The following is a 21,005-nucleotide window of genomic DNA, read 5'->3' on the forward strand; positions in this document are numbered from 1 at the left end:
AGGTTCTTAATTAGGTGGGACATGAGAAAGATAACATTGTTAAATGATAACTGGCAGTTTGATAGACTATCAAAAAAAGAATACGACAATCAAAGTCAGCCTGTGACTACTCAAAGTGTTACCATCCCTCACACGTGGTATGAAGAGGGGGGTGGTGACAATACGGGATATGGTTATTACAGAACGGTATTACAGAAAGATGATTTGGCATCTGGGTATCATTTCATCCGCTTCCAAGCAGTTAGTCTTATCGCGACCGTCTTATTTAATGGTCAAAAAATAGGTTACCATGAAGGTGGGTATTCTGCTTTTACAGTGGCTTTACCGACAGATAACTTGCAAGAGGAAAATCTTCTTGAGGTTTTTGTGTCTAATATTGTGAGTGATGAGATTTCACCAGCAGCGGGAGATTTTACCGTATTTGGTGGTATTCATCGCCGTGTCGAATGGCTACAATTTGATACAGACGATTATTTTGATGTGACTTATTTTGGAACCGATGGTGTTATTGTCAAAACCTCTCTAGAGGATTCTTTGGAACAAGGTCATCTTGTGATAGCTCCTAAAGTGATAAAAAATGCCCCAGCGGGGAGTTATTTTAAAGCTGTGTTACAAGATGTAGACGGTAATATAGTTGATAGTTGGTTTTTTAATGAAGAACTTGATGTGATAATCAATCATCCTATATTATGGAATGGTCTTGAAAATCCGTATCTGTATACCGTTACTGTAACTTATGAAACCCCAGAAGCAATTTTGGATAGTGTCACAAAGTCAGTCGGTTTTAGACAGGTTCAGCTATCTTCGTCATCTGGGTTTTATCTGAATGATCAAAAAGTGAGATTAAATGGGGTTGCTCGTCATAACGATAGTGCGGTTGTGTATTCAGCAATAACAGATGAGGAGATTACTCGTGACTTTGAATTGATTAAAGAAATTGGCGCAAATGCAATCCGTTTATCGCACTACCAGCATCCTACAGAAGTGTATCAAAAGTCAGATGAAGAGGGATACCTTGTCTGGGCTGAGATTCCTTTGCTGAAAGTGCATTTTACTGAGGAGGCTAAAGCTAACGCTAAGCAGCAGATGGCTGAGTTATTGTTACAAAATGCTAATCATCCAAGTATTTGTTTCTGGGGTGTGCAAAATGAAGTTGCCATCTATACTGTGGATGACGTAGCGACTCCTTTTGTCGAAGAGGTAAAAGCCTATGCTGAGAGCTTGGACCAAACGCGTATCTTTACTGTGGCTAATCTTTTTAGTGTTAGACCAGAAAGTCCCTTAAATCAAACTACAAAAATGGTTGGTTATAACATTTATTTTGGCTGGTATTATGGCAAAATGCAAGATTACGGCACTTTTTTGGACGATTGTCACGAGAAGTTGCCAGCAGTTGCTTTAGGAGTTTCAGAATATGGTGTGGATGCAAATAAAGCCTTTCATAGCTTAGATCCAAAGGTGCGAGACTACACAGAAGAATTTCAGGCGCTTTATCACGAGACGGTTTACCCACAAATTGAAGCGCGTGACTATCTTTGGGGAAGTTTCATCTGGAATATGTTTGATTTCTCAAGTAGTCATAGAGATGAAGGTGGTATTAAGTACCGTAATTTGAAAGGTCTAGTGACTTATGATCGTCAGAACAAGAAAGATGCATTTTATTACTACAAGGCCAAATGGGCTAAGCAGCCATTTGTACATCTAGCAGGAAAAGATTTTTCAAAACGTATAGGAGATGTTCTGGTACTGAAAGCATACTCAAATCAGAAGCAAATTATTTTTGAAGTCATGGGACAACATTATTCTGTCGCTTCCAAGACTGGAGTCTTTACAATTGAAATTCCATTTACTGAACAAGAACTTACAGTGAGGGTAACGGCTGGTACAGTATCTGACTGGTCAGTATTTACAAAAGTGACAGAATTACCTGAAGAATACACGTATAAAGATGCTCATCCAGGTGTTAATGTTCAAAATTGGTTTGAAACAGATGAGGAGAAGGAGAAGCTTTTCCCAGAAGATGTTTATTCCATTATGGACTCTACAGCAGTCTTATTATCCAATGCAGAAACGCTGTCAGTATTAGAAAAATTAATGCCTAAACATATTGCTAGTATGATTGAACGAGGTGGAAATATGCCTTTGCACCGTGTCATCTTTTATATGAGAGAAGCTTATTCAGAAGAAGATGTTCAGAAAATTAATGAAGGTCTGAAAAAGATAAAAAAATAACTTAGTTTCATTCTAACAGAATAACTACACCTTTCGACGCTAAACGTTTGAAGGTGTTTTTTGGTATAATTTATGAGCAAATAATTGACAAATCATCAGATGAATTGTAGAATATAACATGTAAAACGTTTTCAAAATTGGAGGTGTGTCTTTTTGAAAATTAAAGCATTTGGGGAAATCATGCTTCGTTTATCCCCTCCACAACATCAGACGATGACGCAGGCAACGACTTTTGACTGTCAATTTGGCGGGTCAGAATTAAATGTGTTGTCGACACTTGGACAACTAGGTCATCAGGTGTCAATGATATCAGCGATTCCAGATAATGACATTGGCCATATGGCAGAATCTTTTCTTTTTGCTCATCAGATTGGACAAGAACATCTGGTCAAATCCGGTGAGAGGTTGGGGATATATTACTATCAAAAAGGTTTCTCACTGCGTTCTAGTCGTGTTCTTTACGATAGAAAATACTCTTCATTTTATGAATCAACATTATCAGATTATGACTTAGATGCTATCTGTGATGATATGGAGTGGCTCCATGTCAGTGGGATAACGGTTGCTCTTAATCCTGAAATCTATAAAATTTCATTAGCTTTAATGGAGCGTGCAAAGGCAAAGGGGATTCCAATTTCTTTTGATTTAAACTATCGCGAAAGCCTTTGGGAGTCTTTTGAACAGGCTAGGGTTGAGTTGTCTAAACTGGTTTCCTTAGCAGATGTCTGTATTGGACTTGAGCCAATTTCGCTATTGACTGACAAAGGGACAGACTTAAAGGATGAGATAGGGTTCACAAGACCTTATCGTGATCGAGAAGCTCTGCTATTAGTCCTAAAAGAAATGGCGAAACGCTATGAGTTGAAAACAATCGCCTTTACTGAGCGTGAAATTGGTGCAACGAATGAGTATGTGTTAAAAGCCTATCTTTACGATGGCGAGATGGAAACGTTGTATGAAACAGATCGTGAATCCATTCAAGGTCTGGATCGTGTTGGGACGGGAGATGCTTATACTGCAGGCATTATCTACGGCTTGATTGAAAAGGTACCAATGCAGGATGTTTTGGATATTGCGATGGCAAGCTTTAAGTTTAAACACACTATTGAAGGTGATATTAATATTGTAACCAAGAAGGATATTGAGCAACTGATGAAAAAAGGGGCTCAGGATATTAAACGTTAGGAGAAATATATGCTATACCCACAATTAACAAAAACACGCAACCTTTATGATTTGAACGGCGTTTGGAACTTTAAATTGGGTGACCACAATCCTCAAGAAAAGCTCAGTTCTGAAACTGTTATGGTTGTTCCGACTTCATTTAATGATGTTTCAGTTGATAAGGACATTCGTAACTACATCGGAGACTTTTGGTATGAGCGTGAAGTTGAGATTCCAAAAGTTAGTCGTGACGAAGAATTAGTGATACGCTTTGGTTCTGTAACTCACCGTGCCAAAGTGTATGTCAATGGAGAATTTCTTGGAGAGCATGAAGGTGGTTTTACACCGTTTGAAATCATTGTTCCAGAAAATTATTATCAAGAGCAGACGCTAAAAATCTCAGTATGTGCCAATAATGAGCTCAACTATACCACCTTGCCAGTCGGAAATTATTTTGAAGAAGTGCAAGAAGATGGTTCAGTCAAAAAAGTTGTGAAAGAGAATTTTGACTTCTTCAATTATGCTGGGATTCATCGACCAGTGAAATTAGTGGTACGTCCTAAAACACATATCTCAGACATCGTGATTGTGTCGACTTTGTCAAACGATTTGCAAACAGCTGACGTAGCTGTAACTGTGGCAACATCCGAAGCAGCTGATGAGGTTCGTGTGACGATTTTGGATGAAGAGAGAAATGTTGTTGCGACTGCTGAAAATGGCAGAGCGGTGATTCCAAATGTCCGCCTTTGGGAAGTTCTAGATGCCTATCTTTATACGGCGCAGGTAGAAGTTTATAAAGGTGGCGAGCTTGTTGATACCTATTCAGAACCGTTTGGGGTTAGAAGTGTCCGTGTCGCTGAAGGACAATTTTTGGTCAACGAAAAACCAGTTTATTTCAAAGGCTTTGGCAAACATGAAGATACTTTTATCAATGGCCGTGGGTTGAACGAAGCAGCTAACCTTATGGACTTGAACCTTCTCAAAGAAATGGGAGCCAATTCTTTCCGTACCTCTCATTATCCATATTCTGAAGAAATGATGCGTTTGGCAGACCGAATGGGTGTTTTGGTGATTGATGAAGTGCCAGCAGTTGGACTGTTCCAAAACTTCAGCGCTGCTTTGGATATTTTAGGAGATGGCGAAAAACCAAAAAATACTTGGGAAGTGATGCAGACTAAAGCAGCTCACGAACGAGTGATTGATGAACTGGTGGCACGTGATAAAAACCACGCTTGTGTTGTCATGTGGGTTGTGGCAAATGAACCTGCAAGCCATGAGGATGGTGCGCGTGACTATTTCAAACCATTAATTGAACGCTATCGTGACAATGACCCTCAAAAACGTCCTGTTACCTTGGTCAACATTATGAATGCTACACCTGATAAAGACCAAGTGCTAGATTTGGTTGATGTGGTTTGTTTAAATCGCTATTATGGTTGGTATGTGGCTCATGGCGATTTGAAAAAAGCAGAGCTAGGACTTCAAAAAGAATTAGAAACGTGGCAAAATCTTTACCCAGACAAACCAATTCTTATCACAGAATACGGTGCTGACACACTTCCTGGATTGCACAGTATGTGGGATATTCCTTACACAGAGGAATATCAACGAGACTACTACGAAATGAATCACAAGGTTTTTGATACGATTCCTAATCTTATTGGTGAGCAAGTATGGAATTTTGCTGATTTTGAAACCAATGTGATGTTAATCCGTGTCAAAGGGAATCACAAAGGGCTTTTCTCACGTAATCGTGAACCTAAGATGATTGTCCATGACATTAAGAAACGCTGGACAGAGATTCCTCACTATTTCTCAAAGAAAAAATGATATACTAATATTAAGAAATTAATAGAGGGGTAAAGACTATGGCGAAACCACGTGTGGAACAAGCAGCAGAACGACTTTGGAAATATATTGTGGACAATGAATTGGAAGTTGGGACAAAGCTTCCAAATGAATACGAGCTAGCAACAGTTTTAGAAGTAGGACGCTCAACCGTTCGTGAAGCAGTTAGAGCGCTTGCTGGGCGTAATATCTTAGAAGTTCGTCAAGGTTCTGGGACATATATTAGTAGCAAAAAAGGGATTGCTGAGGATCCACTAGGATTTTCGCTAGTCAAAGACCGTGTCAAATTAACGACAGATTTATTTGAATTGCGTTATTTGTTAGAGCCAAGAATTGCAGAGCGAGCAGCTCAATTTGCCACTGATGAAGATATTGAAAACCTTGAAAAAGTGGTTATTGCCATTGAAGAAGCTGTTGAAAAGGGTGACCCAGTTCATTTAGACTTAGATGTCAAATTCCACACTATGTTAGCTGAAATGAGTGGGAATATTGCGATGACTAGTTTATCGCCTGTCATTAATGAGTCCATTCATTTAATCAATGAAGATTATACAAGTCGTCAGATGAAGGATTCTAGTTTAAAAGCACATCGTAATATTCTTTACGCTATTAAAACGAGACATCCTATCGCTGCATATGATAGTATGCTGGGACATATTTTAGAAGTGCGACAGACAGTCTTAGCTGAGTGGTTTAATAAGGATATTCCATTGCATGGCATGCGTCGATAATAAATTGAAAAGGTTGGGACAATATAAATATCTCAACCTTCTTTTTTTATAGTAATAACAGATTGACGCAGTGCTTTATCATTGACAAATCATCTGATGAATTATATAATATAACTATGATAACGATTACAAATGGAGGTTGTTATGTTAGAAACGTTGAAACAAAATTACTTTTTTGCAGTAGTTCGCGGAAAGACAGAGGAAGACGCTAAAGAAATTTCTCGTTATGCCATAAAAGGTGGTATTCGAAACATTGAAATTACATTCTCCACTCCAAATGCTGCCAAAGTCATCCGTGAATTATCAGATGAATTTTCAGATAGGGATGATGTTGTTGTGGGGGCTGGTACAGTTATGACCACAGAGTTAGCTCAAGAAGCGATAGCGGCAGGGGCGAAATTTTTAGTCAGTCCTCATTTTTCACCAGCTATTCAAGAAGTTGCAAAGAAAGCTGATAACCTTTATTTCCCAGGTTGTGCGACAGTAACTGAAATTGTTTCAGCAATGGAAGCTGGATGTCAGATTATCAAACTATTCCCTGGTGGGGTACTTGGTCCTGGTTTTATCAAGGATGTTCATGGCCCAATTCCACAAGTGGATTTGATGCCTTCTGGTGGTGTATCTATTGATAATATTGCTGCTTGGAAAAAAGCTGGTGCTTGTGCAGTTGGTATCGGATCTGCTCTTGCAAGCAAAGTCGCTACTGATGGTTATGAAAGTGTCACAGAGATAGCAAAAGCATTTATTGAAGCAGCAGGAGAATAATCGTATGACTTTTAATGATCGTAATTTTATGCTCAAAAATGAGCCAGCACAAAAAATTTATGAACAAATTAAGGATCAACCAATTTTTGACTACCACTGTCACCTTGATCCAAAAGAGATTTTTGAAGACAAGGTTTATGACAATATCGTTGACCTTTGGTTGGGGGGAGATCATTATAAATGGCGCTTGATGCGTGCTAATGGTGTTTCAGAAGAGGAAATTACTGGTTCTGCATCAAAGCTAGATAAATTCAAAGCCTTTGCCCGTACTCTTGAAAAAGCCTATGGGAACCCTGTTTATCACTGGTCAGCGATGGAGCTAAAAAATGTTTTTGGCGTTGAAGAGACTTTGACAGAAAGCAATGCTGAAAGACTTTATCATCAGTTGAATGATTACTTGGTGGAACATCAAATTAGCCCACGTAAGCTTATCGCTGATAGTAAAGTTACATTTATCGGTACGACAGATCATCCCTTAGATGATTTGGAGTGGCACCAAAAATTGGCAGCAGATAGTAGTTTTGAAACTGTGGTTGCTCCTACCTTCCGACCTGATGAAGCGTTTATTGAACATCGTAATTTCGTCAATTTTGTTAACCGTCTCAGTGATAAGACAGCTCTTGAAATTACTGATTTTAGCTCCTTTGTCAGAGCGCTTGAAAAACGAATCGCTTATTTTGCAGAACATGGTTGTAAGGCAAGTGATATCAGCTTTACAGAAATTGTTTTTGAGCCAGCGACGAAAGCTGAATTGGATCAACTTTTTGGAAAAGTTAAAGCGGGTGATACGCCTAATCTTTTGGAAATCAAACAATGGCAGACAGCTGTGTTTGCAGAATTATGCCGTCTTTATAAGCAATATGGCTTTGTGACTCAGGTTCATTTTGGGGCGCTACGCAATAACCACTCAGGTATTTTCAATAAGCTTGGAGCAGACGTCGGTGTTGATTCGCTTGGTGATCAGACAGCACTTGCTATCAGTATGAACCGTCTTTTGGATGACTTGGTACAAAAAGAAGCGTTACCAAAAATGATTTGGTATAACTTGAATCCAGCCTATAATATTGCGGTTGCCAACACCCTTCAAAATTTCCAAGCTAATGAAGATGGTGTGCCTGGTTATCTACAATTTGGTGCTGGTTGGTGGTTTGCTGATACCAAACTTGGCATGATTAGTCAGATGAACGCATTAGCTGAGCAAGGTATGCTTTCTAATTTTGTTGGTATGTTGACGGATTCGCGCAGCTTCTTATCTTATCAACGTCATGATTATTTCAGACGCATTTTATCTAATTGTCTAGGTGAATGGATTGTTGATGGGGAAGTACCAGAAGACTATGAAGCGCTTGGTCAAGTAGCTAAGAACATTTCATATCACAATGCAGTAGCTTATTTTGCATAATGTTCATGATAGAACATCAATGAGAAAAAAGAATTGGAGATTAAAAAATGAAAATGTCATTTCGTTGGTACGGGAAAAAAGATCCTGTTACCCTAGAGGAAATCAAAGCAATCCCTGGCATGCAAGGAATTGTAACAGCTGTTTATGATGTGCCAGTTGGTCAAGCTTGGCCATTGGAAAATATTCTCGAACTTAAAAAGATGGTAGAAGATGCCGGTCTTGAAATTACAGTGATTGAATCTATCCCTGTTCATGAGGATATAAAACAAGGTAAACCTAACCGTGACGAATTAATTGAAAACTACAAGACCTCCATTAAAAATGTTGGAGCAGCTGGGATTCCAGTGGTTTGTTATAACTTTATGCCAGTTTTTGACTGGACACGTTCTGACCTAAATCATCCCCTACCAGATGGATCGACGTCACTTGCTTTCTTAAAATCTGATTTAGAAGGTGTTGATCCTGTTGCGGATGATTTGAATTTACCAGGTTGGGATTCTTCTTATTCAAAAGAAGAAATGAAAGCTATCATTGAAAACTATCGCGAAAATATTTCTGAGGAAGATCTTTGGTCAAACTTAGACTATTTCATTAAAGCGATTATGCCAACTGCAGAGGCGGCAGGTGTTAAAATGGCGATTCACCCAGATGATCCACCGTATGGTATCTTTGGATTGCCACGCATTATCACTGGTCAAGAGGCAGTTGAACGCTTCCTTGATATCTATGATTCTGAAAATAACGGAATTACCATGTGTGTTGGTTCTTATGCTTCTGATCCTAAAAATGATGTGATTGCGATGACAGAATACGCATTGAAGCGTAACCGCATTAACTTCATGCACACACGTAATGTGACTGCAGGAGATTGGGGATTCCAAGAAACAGCGCACTTGTCTGAAGCAGGTGACATTGACATGAATGCCATTGTGAAGTTACTTGTGGATTATGATTGGCAAGGTAGCTTGAGACCTGACCATGGTCGTCGTATCTGGGGGGACCAAACGAAGACACCAGGTTATGGTCTATTTGACCGGGCCTTAGGAGCGACGTATTTCAACGGTCTTTATGAAGCAAATATGCGTGCAGCTGGAAAGACACCAGATTTTGGTACCCGTGTCAAAACTGTAGGTGATAAGTAATAAGAAAGGGAATGTTATGTCTAAAGTGATTGAATTTAAAGATAAGGTCGTTGTTGTAACAGGAGCTGGTGGTGTACTTTGTGGCTTCTTTGCTAAAGAATTTGCCAAAGCTGGCGCTAAAGTTGCTCTGCTTGACCTTAATCAAGAAGCAGCTCAAAAATTTGCAGATGAGATTAATGCTGAAGGAGGTATAGCTAAAGCCTATAAAGCTAACGTTCTTGAGAAAGAAAACTTGGAAGAAGTGCGTAAAGCTGTGCTTGCAGACCTCGGACCTACAGATATTCTGATCAACGGTGCTGGCGGAAATAATCCAAAAGCAACAACGGATAATGAATTTCATGCTACAGACTTGCCAGAAGGAACCAAAACTTTCTTTGATTTAGATAAGTCTGGAATTGAATTTGTTTTCAATCTCAATTACCTTGGAACGCTTTTACCAACACAAGTATTTGCGCAAGATATGGTTGGCCGCCCTGGCGCAAACATCATCAATATTTCAAGTATGAATGCTTACACACCATTGACAAAAATTCCAGCTTATTCAGGAGCGAAAGCTGCAATTTCTAACTTTACCCAATGGTTAGCGGTTCACTTCTCGCAAGTTGGTATTCGTTGCAATGCCATTGCACCAGGTTTCTTAGTAAGTAATCAAAATCGCGCTCTGCTATTTAATGAAGATGGCACACCATCAGCCCGTGCGGAGAAAATTTTGCGCAATACACCAATGGGACGTTTCGGAGAAGCAGAAGAATTGGTTGGGGGAATCTTCTTCTTAGCTGATGAAAATCTTGCTAGTTTCGTGAATGGAGTTGTTCTGCCAATTGATGGAGGCTTCTCAGCTTATTCAGGGGTGTAATTTAGGGTAACTCATCCGCTGTTAGAGCGGGAGATAACAATGAACAGGTTCAGTCGTTTTTCTCGCTCTTTTTACAATATAGTCATTTAGTTTAAAAATAGTCAGCAACCCTAAGATTAGTTACATTTTATTTCTCATTTACATATGATTGCTTCATCATGTATCATATACTATATTTTCTGCAATCCTTACGAGCGATGAAGTCGCAACAACTAGCACTTTCCGTAATGGTGAAAACACTAAAATGGTTAAGTTTTAATTGTTCGAGAGAGTGAAAATGTCCAGTGGACAGTTTTCAGTCGGAGCTTAAAATGAGAGCGCGAGGAGAATTAGGATTGCCAAGAAGAAATGGAACTCGGTAGGAGGCCTTGACACTGACTTTGTTAACTTAATTTCCCGCCTCCAAAGGGCTCCCACACCACATTAGGAAAAAAATCACTAAATAAAATCGAAATGATCACACAGAATAAAAGGGGTTACATAATGGAAATAATTGCACTTAAGCCAGACAGTTTAAAAAAACTTCGAGATATCAACCCACTCTTGGTCTCTTATAATGTTGAGTTTGCAGAGGTAACAGGTGGAACATTTTGGAAAGCTTATTCTGATAAACAGATTTCTGGCGAAGAAGAATTTTACGTAGAGCCATCAGAAGATGGTATTGCAGCTATGTACAAGGATTTGATGCAGGTTTATTCACCAATTAATCTGTATGATGAAAAGCTTCGCTATTTGTCTAAGGAGTTGGGACAAGCTTGGGTTCGTGTTTCTGGTACCTGGTCTACTAAAACCTATTATGATTTTGAAGGGCAGTATCAGGGGGAAGTTCCGAAAGGCTATCTCAATGTTTTAACCAAAGAGCAGTGGATTGGCGTTCTTGATTTTGTGAAATCCATCAACGGCAGACTCATGATTTCGATGGCTAATTGTCCAGGAGTACATTCGACAGAGGAACCTTGGCATCCTGCGGAAGCTGAGAAAATCTTTTCGCTTAGCCAATCTTATGGTGTACCTATCGAAGCTGTTGAATTTGCTAATGAACCTAATATGTTGGAAGATACAGGTTTTCCAGAGGGGTACACTGCGGAGCATTATCGCCGTGACCAAGATATTTTCTTTAGTTGGTTGGATGTTAATTATCCAGATTGTTTAAAGGTCGGTCCAAGTACTACTGGTGGAGACAATGTTGTTTTTGGTAAAAAAGATGAACAAGGAGCAGGTGGTATTGAACAAGTTGCGCGACAAATTGTTAATTGCTCTGATTTGATGGAAGGGACTCAAGTACCACTCGATATCTTTTCATACCACTATTACAATGGTGTTTCTGAACGTTTGGCTTCTGTTATACCTAGTGGGCATTGGTCACCTGAGGAGGCACTCACTGAAGATTATTTAGAAGTTGCTTCTGATTTTTGTAGGACCTACCTTCCTTTAAGAGATAGATATGTCCCTAATGCAGAAATGTGGGTCACTGAATCTGGAGATGCTGGTGGTGGTGGCAATACTTGGGCTTCGACTTTCTTAGATGTTTTCCGTACTCTTAATGAATTAGGTAGCTTTGCTACTCTTGCAAATGGCGTTATTTTCCACAATACTTTAGCTTCGTCTGATTATGGTTACCTTGCTCGTGAGGTGTTTGATCCTCGTCCAAACTATTTTGCTGTTCTTCTTTGGAACCGATTGATGGGAACAGAAGTTTTTGATAGCGGCTTTAAGATTCAAGAAGGGGCACATGTTTTTGCACATTCGAGAAAAGATGGTAGACAAGGTAAGGCTTATCTGATTGTCAATAATTCAGAAGTCAATGATACGGTTATTAAGCTGGACAAAGAAGCAGAGCTTTATTTACTAGAAGGTGAGAACAAGGACAAACGTGCAAGGCGAATGACTTTAAATGGTAAGGTTTTAGAACTAACATCAGAAAATCAATTACCAGAAATTGTAGCTAATAAAGTGGAGGCTGGAGAAATTGTTATCCCTAAAACCTCTTGTGCATTTATCATACTTTAAATATCAGGTTAAAGGTCATATGACTTTTAACCTTTTTTATATAATGTTTTATATTGACAGCGTTTTCTTGTTTTGATATAATCAAATCATCAGATGATTTTGTTTAGGAGGGATTTGATGTCAAGTAAATTAGAGACTATTGTTTTTTGTGTAGATTCTGATGGTTGTGCAATGGATACCATGACTTATAAGCACCAGCTTTTTTTTGGTCCGATTGCAGCGGATGTTTTTAAGGTGAAAGAGCGAGATGTCTTTTTAACAGAGTGGGATCGCGTTAACCTTTTTTCTAAAACGAGAGGTGTAAACCGTTTTGTTGGACTTGTTATGGGGCTTGAATTTGCAGGTGTTGGAAATATTGAACACTTGAAACAATGGGTAGAGACGACGAGTTCGCTCTCAAATGCTAGCTTAGAAGCAGTGCTTGCTCAGAATCCGTCAGATGATTTGGAAAAAGCTTTAGAATGGTCTAATGAAGTCAATCGTCAAATCAAATCCTATGATGGTGATGCTTTGGCATTTGAAGGAACTCTTGCAGGCTTACAAAAATTACACGCATTAGGTCGTGTTTTTGTGGTTAGCTCAGCTAATAAGGAAGCAGTTGAAGAAGAGTGGGTTGAACAGGGCCTAATGCCCCATATAGATGATTTGTATTGTCAGGATCGAGGTAAGAAAGAGGATGTGATTGCTGAACTCATCAATCAAGGGTATGATCCGAGTCGCATGATGATGATTGGTGATTCTCCGGGAGATTTGGCGGCTGCTGAACAAAATGGCGTTGCGTTTTATCCGATTCTTGTTGGAAAAGAAGCTGAGTCTTGGAAACTTTTAGCTGATGAAGTAGCAGATGCTTTTGCTGAAGGGAAATTGACATCTGTAGACCAAGAAATGTATCATTCTAATTTTTGGAATAATTTAGCATAGGAGAATATTATGACACATTTAGTAGATTTAACAAAAAAACCTTATAACTTAGATGAAAAAGCTATTGCATGGGTGGAAGAAACCATTGCTAATATGACCTTGGATGAAAAAATTGGTCAGCTTTTTGTCAACATGGGGGGATTACGTACCGAAGAATATTTGACGGGTGTGCTTAATGACTATAAGATTGGGGCAGTACGTTATGCACCTGGACCTGCGGCAGATATTTGGGACCAAAACTACATTTTACAAACCAAGTCAAAAATTCCATTGCTTATTGCAGCGAACACGGAGTCTGGTGGTAATGGTGCTATAACAGATGGTACAAAAATTGGTGATGAAGTGAAAATTGCTGCTACTAACGATCCAAAGTACGCTTACGAACTTGGTCGTATTGCAGGGCTTGAAGCCTCAGCGGTTGGCTGCAATGCGTCGTTTGCACCGATTATGGATTTAAGTCGAAACTGGCGTAATCCTATTATTGCTAACCGTACTTGGGGGGCAGATGTTGAACAAGTGTTGACACTTTCTAAGGAATACATGCGTGGTATCATGGAACATGGTATTATGCCGTTTGCCAAACATTTCCCAGGTGACGGTATTGATGAGCGTGATCATCACCTTTCTTATGCGGCAAATCCGATGACCAAAGCAGAATGGATGGAAACCTTTGGTCGTATTTATGGTGAAATGGCAGAAGCGGGACTTCCAGGAATCATGGCTGGGCATATTCACTTGCCTAATGTTGAAAAGGAAATGCACCCAGAACGTGACTTGGATGATATGCTCCCTGCTTCGCTTAATAAAACGCTTCTTGATGAACTTTTGCGTGGAGAGTTAGGCTACAATGGAGCAATCGTTACGGATGCCTCGCACATGGTTGGGATGACGGCGTCCTTACCACGTCGCGAACTATTGCCTACAGCTATTGAAGCAGGTTGTGACCTCTTCTTATTCTTTAATGATCCAGATGAAGATTTGCAGTGGATGAAAGAAGGCTATGAAAATGGTTTGTTGACAGATGAACGCCTTCATGATGCTCTTCGTCGTACACTAGGTCTCAAGGCAAAATTGGGGCTTCATACCTTTGAAGGTCGTCGTGAAGATATCATGCTTCCAAGGGAAGAAGCGTTGGCATTGATTGGTACTGATGAAGCTAAGACGATTGCTTCAGAGGTTTCTGATAAAGCAATTACGCTTGTTAAAGCAAAACAAGAAGGTATTTTTCCAGTGACTCTAGAACGCTACAAACGTATCTTGTTAGTAGAAGTGGACGGTTATAAAGGTGGCTTTGGAGCCCTAATTAATTCAGGTAAAAAACGGGCATCAGATACACTTAAAGAGTTTCTTGAAGCGCGTGGACATGAGGTTTCTATCTGGGAAAATACCGAAGAACGCATCAAAAAACTGCCAGAAGAAGAACGTCCGGCAGCCATTCAAAATGTTTATGCGTCTAAACGTCCTATTTCACAAATCACCGATAACTATGATTTGATTATCAACCTTGTGGATGTCAATTCTGGTGGAACAACACAGCGTATCATTTGGCCAGCTGCTAAAGGAACGCCAGACCAGCCATTCTATGTTCACGAAGTCCCAACCATTGTTGTTTCAGTGCAACATCCATTTGCCCTTGCAGATATGCCACAAGTTGGAACTTATATCAATGCTTACGATGGTATGCCAAGTACAATGGAAGCCTTAGTTAAGAAATTATCGGGGGAATCCGACTTTACAGGTGTATCACCAGTTGATGCTTATTGTGGCTTGATTGACACGCATATTTGGAGAAAATAATATTCTAACAAGCTTTTTTTGGAAAAGTTATTTAGAAGGTATGAATGATAAAAATAATAGTAAAAAAACGAGTGATGATACCTAGATATTGAAAACTTTTAATCATTTATTCGTTTTTTAGTTGATTGTCGGAGCAAAGGAAAATATTATCTGAGATTAGACAGAAGTTGAAATTTAGAAGTATTGATTTCCCATAACTCTCCGTTTTCTAAGCTTAGGCTGGAACTTTTATAGCGATATTTGCTATAATTAATGATGAAAACGGGGAATTATTCATCTTGAAATGTCGAAAGTGTAAAAATATTTTAAAAAGGTATGTAGTCAGAAAATGAGTACATGCCTTTTCTTCATGTGTTGTGTATCCTAGATGTTAGAGCAAGCTACCTTTGTTGTTTCTAGCTCTTATGGTATAATTGACTCGTAACCATTTTAAGAAACTGCTACGCCAAACGGTTATGACTACAAAATAGAAGCTGTACAGTAGTAGAATCAACACGTTTGGAAACGGTATTTGACTAAGATGACAAAACGCATTAAAAAGAACAAGCGAAAAATAGCCAGAGCAACCATTATTGGTTGGGCGGATGGTTCTACAGAAATCTATGTAATTGATAAAAAGGAGCAAGAATGTCCAGAGAGGAACGTGTGATTCTGGCTAATATGTGTATGGTTAGCGATGATGATAAGATATTGGTAATGGCTAGAAAATCGGATGATTGGCCAGGGATTTGTTTTCCTGGAGGCCATATTGAACCAAATGAGTCTTTTGTTGCTTCAACAGTCCGTGAAGTTTATGAAGAGACGGGTTTAGTCGTTTCTGATCTTAAACTGTGTGGACATCAGCAGTTCACCATGCCGGAAGGTTATCGTTATATTGTTTTCTTGTACAAAACGGATACTTTTTCTGGACAACTTAAGTCCTCTGAGGAAGGTGACGTTTTCTGGGTAAAACGTTCTGAATTGGAGCAGTATCAGTTGGCAGATGGTTTCGATGTGATGCTGTCAATTTTTGAAGATGAGGCGCTTTCTGAGAATTATTATTATATTGAAAATGACAACTGGAAATGGAAAAATTTATAAAGGAGCAACTGTGTCATACAAAGGTTATTTAATTGATTTAGATGGAACGATTTATAAGGGGAGTGACCGTATTCCTGCTGGGGAGCAGTTTATCCGTGACTTGCAGGCGCGTGAGCTTCCTTACATGCTGGTGACCAATAATACCACGCGTACGCCAGAGCAGGTGCAAGCCATGCTCCGTGACAAGTTTGAGATTGAGACACCACTTGAAACGGTTTATACGGCGACGCTAGCGACGGTTGATTACATGAAAGATGCCAATCTGGGTACTACCGTCTATATCATCGGCGAAGAAGGGCTAAAATCAGCCATCTATGAAGCTGGTTTTGTAGAAGATACTGAAAATCCAGCCTATGTTGTGGTTGGTCTGGACTGGTCAGTTGATTATGAAAAATTTGTAACGGCGACCCTCGCTATACAAAAAGGGGCGCATTTTATTGGTACCAATCCTGACCTCAATATTCCAACAGAGCGTGGTCTTTTACCGGGAGCGGGTTCGTTAATCGCTCTACTTGAAGCAGCGACCCGTGTCAAACCAGCTATTATTGGAAAACCAGAAGCCATCATTATGGACAAAGCATTAGCTCGTCTTGGTGTTGAAAAGGCAGAAGCCATTATGGTTGGTGACAATTACCTAACAGACATCATGGCTGGCATCCAAAACGGCATTGATACCCTCCTTGTCTTGACAGGGTTTACGGCAAAAGAAGACGTGCCGACCTTACCGACTGCACCGACCCATGTCTTAGAAAGCCTAGCGGAGTGGTCATTTGATGAAAACTAGATTCTACGCTTATCTTACTGTTATTTGGCTTTTGGCAATGGCAGTGCTGGGGACGATTTACGGAGCCTGGCTCCTTTATCCCTTGGAAGTTGATTGGATGAAACTGACGAATCAAGTCATCATCACTAAAGCAGAGCTGTTGCATAATTTTAATGTTCTTATGGTTTATCTGACTAGTCCCTTTTCACAGGTGCTAGCTATGCCAGATTTTCCGTCATCAGCGAGTGGGCTCAAGCACTTTGCAGATGTGAAACTGCTTTTTCATCTGGCTCAAATCATTGCGGTATTGACAATCGTCCCTGCTCTGCTATTTTTCAAAGGTAAAGACAAAGTTTTCCATCAAAAAGTCTTTTTAGGAGCAGCACTTGTGCCAGTAGTTGTTGGTCTGATGGGAGTGATGATTGGGTTTGAGAATTTCTTTACACTGTTTCATCAGGTTCTGTTCCCAGGAGATAGCTCATGGCTTTTCAATCCAGCAACTGACCCTATCATTTGGGTTCTACCAGAAACGTTCTTTTTGCATTGCTTCATCCTCTTTTTTGCGCTGTATGAAGGCATCATGTTAGGAACCTATTTTTGGTGTCGGAAAATCACTAATTTTTGACCCTTTATATTTGAGTTGTCTTGATTTAGTCAACATTTGTCTCTAATTTGTAACATTAAGTGTCTTGTTTGTTTGAGAAAGGTGTTTTATAATACCAATATGGACGATAAGGAGAAAAAAATGTATTTAAAAAATAAAGCCCGTAAGGCGAGTAAGAAAGACCCTGTACCAGTAATCATGGCGTTGACATTAGGTATTTTAGCCGTGTGTCTTTTCGCTTTTGGTAAGAGTCTTACTCAAAACTCAGAGGCAAATGAATATGGTGTCGTTGACTATAGACAACAATTTATTGATTCTATCGCAGGTTCAGCTCAAGTACTAGCAAATGCTAATGATTTATACCCATCTGTTATGATTGCGCAAGCGATTCATGAAAGTAACTATGGGTTATCAGGGTTAGGTGCTTCTCCGCATCACAATCTTTTTGGAATAAAAGGAAGTTACCAAGGTCAAGCTGTCCAAATGGAGACTTGGGAAGATGATGGTGCAGGAAATGCTTATACGATTTTATCTCATTTCCGTAGCTATCCAAGCTATCATGAATCCTTGCAGGATTATGTTGGTGTTGTCAAACAAGATTACTTTAGTGGAGCGTGGCGTTCAAATACATTGAGCTATGCTGACGCAACGCAAGCCCTAACAGGAACTTATGCGACTGATACAAGTTATGCAAACAAGTTGAATGCTATTATTGAACTGCACAATCTGACACAATATGATACTATGCAAGCGTCAAATGGTGAAAGTAGTGTGGTTGCTGGTGGCTTAGTATGGAACAACTACCGTCGTCAATACACCACTCAAGAAACCCTTGATATTGATCACGCTTGGGCGATTCACATTGGTCAAGCGCAATAAAACATAACATAAATCCAAAAGAGAGTGGGAAGTCACTCTCTTTTTGAATTAGAAATTCAGCTAGCTCACTTTTGGAAGTCACTAAAACTTATTAATATCCGTTGTTCTAGTTAATCAAGCGTAAGCAAGGGAATAGTTAGACTGATCCCAAAATCAATATGACTGCTTTTGAGCAAAAGAGAATAGATAAGTAATATTGCCTCTGTCTTAAATTTGAGCGCTTGAATGTTTCGGCAACGTAAAGATTCAATTCCAAACTGCTCTAAACTAGAAAATACGGTCTCTGATGGTTTCTTCAATCTACTGATTTTATAATTTTCTAGCCATGAATAACCCATCATGTTTTTTCTGAGTTGAGAAATTAACTGGATACCGCAGTCTGCTAACTCTGCCTTTATCTCCATAAATGATTGGAAAGAGGCTATTTTCAAGTAGCTCCAAAGCAACATCGCCATCATAAATAGATGCGGGTGTGACAACATAATCAATAGGAAACCTACTATCGCTGACAAGAATTGAAAATTTCAAGCTATAATAATGGATTTTAGTCGCATGATAGCCAAAAGTTTTCTGTATCTGTAAAAGATAAATCAATTAGTTTAACTCCTGACATTCAAAAGCCAACAACAATACAGGAGTTATTTGCAGATTGGGAAGATGATGGTGTTCGTCACAATGAATTTGATTGGGGTCGGGCAGAATGGAATGATAAAAAATGGTAATTATTCGATTTAGCCTAGTTGCCTAGTCTTATTTTGTCAAAAAAATAAAAACCATCTTTACAAAAATATAAATTCATGCTAAACTGATAACATATTTATGAAAGGAGAACTTAACAATGAACAACGTATTCACACAAAAAGTTAATAAATCTCTCCTTTCTAGTCAGTCTCGTTAGTTTATTTTTTGTTGTAAAAAAGACTAAAGGCCTATGGAAGGAGTATGTCCATAGGTTTTTTGTGTGTCCTGAAACCAATACGAAGAAAGAAAAATGATGTAGGTGGAGAAAATGTAGTATATAGAATTGTTGGGTTAGAAAAATAGTTAGTCTATAAAAAGAAAAATGTTTTTGGAGATAGGATGTTTAAATTAGTTGGAAAATATATTAAAGACCACAAATGGCTATATGTCTTAGTAGGTCTTGTCTTGATTATTTACGATGCCAGTTTGGTGGTTCCGACTCAGATTATTCAACGATTGATTGATTTGATGACGACAGGGAGTCTGACAAAAAGTAATCTTTGGTTGAATATCGGGATTTTGGTTGGAGCCACAGTGGTAAGTTATGTGACAGCCTTCTTTTGGAGTTTGAAAATCTTTCAGCAGGCCAGTCGATTTAAGTTTGATTTGCAGCAAAATGCCTTTAAAAAATTGGTTTCCATGCGGACGCCATTTTATGAAAAATTTCGCTCAGGTGATATGATGACACGCTTCTCGTCTGATGTGGAGATGTTGCAGGATTTGGTGGGCTATGGTTTGATGACGGTCTTGTATGCTGGAGGGATGTTGCTTTTTATCATTCCAGTCATGTTTGCCATGTCTTGGCAAATTACTTTAGCTGCCCTCTTACCAGTCATTGTCTTATCATCAGTCATTTATTTTATCAGTCGGAAAACAGATAGCCTTTTTGATGATAATCGTGAGGCTGTGGCCAATCTCAGTAATGAGGTCGTGGAGGCCATCGAAGGAGTGCGTGTCATGCGTGCTTACAGTCGTAAGGACTTGCAGGCTGCCCGTTTTCGTCAGAAAACTCAGGATTTGGTTGACAGAGAAAATCGCTTGGTGCGAGTGACGGCACTTTACAATCCTATCTATACCCTCATGTTTGGGGCAACGACTTTGATTACCTTGCTTTTGGGAACACAATTTGTCGCAGACGGCAGTATGACGGTTGGTCAAGTATTGGCGATGCAGCTTTATACGGTCTCATTGACAGAACCGATTTCTATGCTTTCAGAGCTTGTTCTGGTTTACCAGACGGGACGGACCTCTTTTGAGAAATTACAGGGCTTGATTGAGACCAGTGACGATATGGAAGTGGATGGTGAGTTAGAAGCGCAAGCCTTTGAAGTGGCTCACTTTAAAGATTACAGTTTTACCTATCCTCAGGCAACACATGCTAGTCTTAACAGCGTCAGCTTTTCTCTTAAAAAAGGGCATACCCTTGGGATTGTCGGAAAGACGGGATCAGGTAAGACAACCCTTGTGCGCCAGTTTCTTCGTCAGTACCCTGCTGGTTCTAGTGGTTTTAGGTTAAATGGCAGAGCAATCACAGAGTACGCTCGGAAAAGTGTAGAGAGTCTGATTGGCTATGTGCCACAGGAACACATCCTCTTTTCGCGTTCTGTTGGTGAAAACATTGCTATGGGAAAAACAAATGCAGGCGAAATGACTATTCATCAGGCTATTGAAACCGCAGCCTTTACAGAGGATTTGGAGCGTATGTCAAATGGTCTAGCCACAACTATTGGTGAACGTGGGGTGTCTATATCAGGTGGTCAGAAACAACGGATTTCCCTAGCGCGTGCTTTTATCAAGGACCCAGAACTCTTGATATTAGACGATTCGTTATCAGCGGTTGATGCCAGAACGGAGAAGAAAATTATTCAAAATATCCAGAGAGAGCGTGCTGGTAAGACAAATATTATCGTTACCCACCGACTATCTGCGATACAACATGCTGATTGGGTTCTAGTTTTGGATGATGGACGTATTGTCGAAGAAGGGACCCCTGATGACCTTATTCAATTAGGTGGCTGGTACTTTGAACAATACCAACGTCAGCAAGCACAAGGAACAGAATAGGAGGTG

The 21,005-nt window shown here is 39.6% G+C and carries 16 protein-coding genes and 1 pseudogene; 16 read left to right on the forward strand and 1 reads right to left on the reverse strand.

Translation table 11 applies throughout. The features are described from left to right. Nucleotides 1-21 precede the first annotated feature (21 nt). From ACFPQ3_RS05190 to ACFPQ3_RS05260, 15 genes are all read left to right on the forward strand, one after another. The gene (locus tag ACFPQ3_RS05190; RefSeq protein WP_161980266.1) at nucleotides 22-2,232 is read left to right on the forward strand and encodes a glycoside hydrolase family 2 protein; all 2,211 of its coding nucleotides are present in this window, start codon (nucleotides 22-24) and stop codon (nucleotides 2,230-2,232) included. Nucleotides 2,233-2,385: 153 nt separating this feature from the next. Next, nucleotides 2,386-3,417 carry a sugar kinase gene (locus tag ACFPQ3_RS05195; RefSeq protein WP_156805408.1) on the forward strand — a complete coding sequence of 344 codons (1,032 nt, stop codon included), beginning with the start codon at nucleotides 2,386-2,388 and terminating at the stop codon, nucleotides 3,415-3,417. A 9-nt stretch (nucleotides 3,418-3,426) separates the two neighbouring features. Then, nucleotides 3,427-5,226 (forward strand): beta-glucuronidase, encoded by a 1,800-nt coding sequence (gene uidA / locus ACFPQ3_RS05200; RefSeq protein ID WP_156805407.1) that lies wholly within the window; start codon nucleotides 3,427-3,429, stop codon nucleotides 5,224-5,226. Nucleotides 5,227-5,264: 38 nt separating this feature from the next. After that, nucleotides 5,265-5,975 (forward strand): FadR/GntR family transcriptional regulator, encoded by a 711-nt coding sequence (locus tag ACFPQ3_RS05205; protein WP_156805406.1) that lies wholly within the window; start codon nucleotides 5,265-5,267, stop codon nucleotides 5,973-5,975. A gap of 144 nt (nucleotides 5,976-6,119) precedes the next feature. Continuing rightward, a complete protein-coding gene (locus ACFPQ3_RS05210) occupies nucleotides 6,120-6,740 on the forward strand; it encodes a bifunctional 4-hydroxy-2-oxoglutarate aldolase/2-dehydro-3-deoxy-phosphogluconate aldolase (protein WP_121834282.1) in 621 nt (206 codons plus the stop codon). Between the two features lie 4 nt (nucleotides 6,741-6,744). Beyond that, on the forward strand, nucleotides 6,745-8,142 hold the full coding sequence (gene uxaC / locus ACFPQ3_RS05215; RefSeq protein ID WP_156805405.1) for a glucuronate isomerase: 1,398 nt from the start codon (nucleotides 6,745-6,747) through the stop codon (nucleotides 8,140-8,142). A gap of 47 nt (nucleotides 8,143-8,189) precedes the next feature. Continuing rightward, on the forward strand, nucleotides 8,190-9,284 hold the full coding sequence (locus ACFPQ3_RS05220; RefSeq protein WP_156805404.1) for a mannonate dehydratase: 1,095 nt from the start codon (nucleotides 8,190-8,192) through the stop codon (nucleotides 9,282-9,284). Between the two features lie 16 nt (nucleotides 9,285-9,300). Beyond that, nucleotides 9,301-10,140, forward strand: coding sequence for an SDR family oxidoreductase (locus ACFPQ3_RS05225; RefSeq protein WP_156805403.1), 840 nt, complete (start codon nucleotides 9,301-9,303; stop codon nucleotides 10,138-10,140). Nucleotides 10,141-10,623: 483 nt separating this feature from the next. Beyond that, on the forward strand, nucleotides 10,624-12,150 hold the full coding sequence (locus ACFPQ3_RS05230) for a beta-glucuronidase (protein WP_380433715.1): 1,527 nt from the start codon (nucleotides 10,624-10,626) through the stop codon (nucleotides 12,148-12,150). Between the two features lie 117 nt (nucleotides 12,151-12,267). Continuing rightward, a complete protein-coding gene (locus ACFPQ3_RS05235; RefSeq protein WP_156805402.1) occupies nucleotides 12,268-13,071 on the forward strand; it encodes an HAD family hydrolase in 804 nt (267 codons plus the stop codon). 9 nt (nucleotides 13,072-13,080) lie between these two features. Further along, a complete protein-coding gene (locus ACFPQ3_RS05240; protein ID WP_156805401.1) occupies nucleotides 13,081-14,868 on the forward strand; it encodes a glycoside hydrolase family 3 protein in 1,788 nt (595 codons plus the stop codon). Nucleotides 14,869-15,495: 627 nt separating this feature from the next. Continuing rightward, on the forward strand, nucleotides 15,496-15,948 hold the full coding sequence (locus ACFPQ3_RS05245) for an 8-oxo-dGTP diphosphatase (RefSeq protein WP_156805400.1): 453 nt from the start codon (nucleotides 15,496-15,498) through the stop codon (nucleotides 15,946-15,948). A 10-nt stretch (nucleotides 15,949-15,958) separates the two neighbouring features. Beyond that, nucleotides 15,959-16,732: a TIGR01457 family HAD-type hydrolase gene (locus tag ACFPQ3_RS05250; RefSeq protein ID WP_156805399.1), complete on the forward strand. Its 774-nt coding sequence runs from the start codon at nucleotides 15,959-15,961 to the stop codon at nucleotides 16,730-16,732. Then, nucleotides 16,722-17,336, forward strand: coding sequence for a TIGR01906 family membrane protein (locus ACFPQ3_RS05255; RefSeq protein WP_156805398.1), 615 nt, complete (start codon nucleotides 16,722-16,724; stop codon nucleotides 17,334-17,336). Before ACFPQ3_RS05250 ends, ACFPQ3_RS05255 begins: the two co-directional genes overlap by 11 nt. 120 nt (nucleotides 17,337-17,456) lie before the next feature. After that, nucleotides 17,457-18,194, forward strand: coding sequence for a glucosaminidase domain-containing protein (locus ACFPQ3_RS05260; RefSeq protein WP_232323170.1), 738 nt, complete (start codon nucleotides 17,457-17,459; stop codon nucleotides 18,192-18,194). Nucleotides 18,195-18,308: 114 nt separating this feature from the next. Here ACFPQ3_RS05260 and ACFPQ3_RS11815 read toward each other — a convergent pair. Beyond that, nucleotides 18,309-18,755 (reverse strand): annotated as a pseudogene (locus tag ACFPQ3_RS11815) (transposase); the annotation flags it as partial. 519 nt (nucleotides 18,756-19,274) lie between these two features. Between ACFPQ3_RS11815 and ACFPQ3_RS05270 the strand changes: the two are divergent. Beyond that, nucleotides 19,275-20,999 carry an ABC transporter ATP-binding protein gene (locus ACFPQ3_RS05270; protein WP_156805397.1) on the forward strand — a complete coding sequence of 575 codons (1,725 nt, stop codon included), beginning with the start codon at nucleotides 19,275-19,277 and terminating at the stop codon, nucleotides 20,997-20,999. Nucleotides 21,000-21,005 lie beyond the last annotated feature (6 nt).

Source organism: Streptococcus caledonicus (assembly GCF_042656225.1).
GTDB classification, from domain to species: Bacteria; Bacillota; Bacilli; order Lactobacillales; family Streptococcaceae; genus Streptococcus; species Streptococcus caledonicus.

What these genes read in the sequence shown, in the direction of transcription:
- ACFPQ3_RS05225 (WP_156805403.1), top strand. Translation starts at nt 9,301, where the DNA reads ATGTCTAAAGTGATTGAATTTAAAGATAAGGTCGTTGTTGTAACAGGA.
- ACFPQ3_RS05190 (WP_161980266.1), top strand. Translation starts at nt 22, where the DNA reads ATGAGAAAGATAACATTGTTAAATGATAACTGGCAGTTTGATAGACTA.
- ACFPQ3_RS05230 (WP_380433715.1), top strand. Translation starts at nt 10,624, where the DNA reads ATGGAAATAATTGCACTTAAGCCAGACAGTTTAAAAAAACTTCGAGAT.
- ACFPQ3_RS05270 (WP_156805397.1), top strand. Translation starts at nt 19,275, where the DNA reads ATGTTTAAATTAGTTGGAAAATATATTAAAGACCACAAATGGCTATAT.
- ACFPQ3_RS05205 (WP_156805406.1), top strand. Translation starts at nt 5,265, where the DNA reads ATGGCGAAACCACGTGTGGAACAAGCAGCAGAACGACTTTGGAAATAT.
- uidA (WP_156805407.1), top strand. Translation starts at nt 3,427, where the DNA reads ATGCTATACCCACAATTAACAAAAACACGCAACCTTTATGATTTGAAC.
- ACFPQ3_RS05255 (WP_156805398.1), top strand. Translation starts at nt 16,722, where the DNA reads ATGAAAACTAGATTCTACGCTTATCTTACTGTTATTTGGCTTTTGGCA.
- ACFPQ3_RS05245 (WP_156805400.1), top strand. Translation starts at nt 15,496, where the DNA reads ATGTCCAGAGAGGAACGTGTGATTCTGGCTAATATGTGTATGGTTAGC.
- ACFPQ3_RS05260 (WP_232323170.1), top strand. Translation starts at nt 17,457, where the DNA reads ATGTATTTAAAAAATAAAGCCCGTAAGGCGAGTAAGAAAGACCCTGTA.
- ACFPQ3_RS05235 (WP_156805402.1), top strand. Translation starts at nt 12,268, where the DNA reads ATGTCAAGTAAATTAGAGACTATTGTTTTTTGTGTAGATTCTGATGGT.
- ACFPQ3_RS05240 (WP_156805401.1), top strand. Translation starts at nt 13,081, where the DNA reads ATGACACATTTAGTAGATTTAACAAAAAAACCTTATAACTTAGATGAA.
- ACFPQ3_RS05210 (WP_121834282.1), top strand. Translation starts at nt 6,120, where the DNA reads ATGTTAGAAACGTTGAAACAAAATTACTTTTTTGCAGTAGTTCGCGGA.
- ACFPQ3_RS05220 (WP_156805404.1), top strand. Translation starts at nt 8,190, where the DNA reads ATGAAAATGTCATTTCGTTGGTACGGGAAAAAAGATCCTGTTACCCTA.
- uxaC (WP_156805405.1), top strand. Translation starts at nt 6,745, where the DNA reads ATGACTTTTAATGATCGTAATTTTATGCTCAAAAATGAGCCAGCACAA.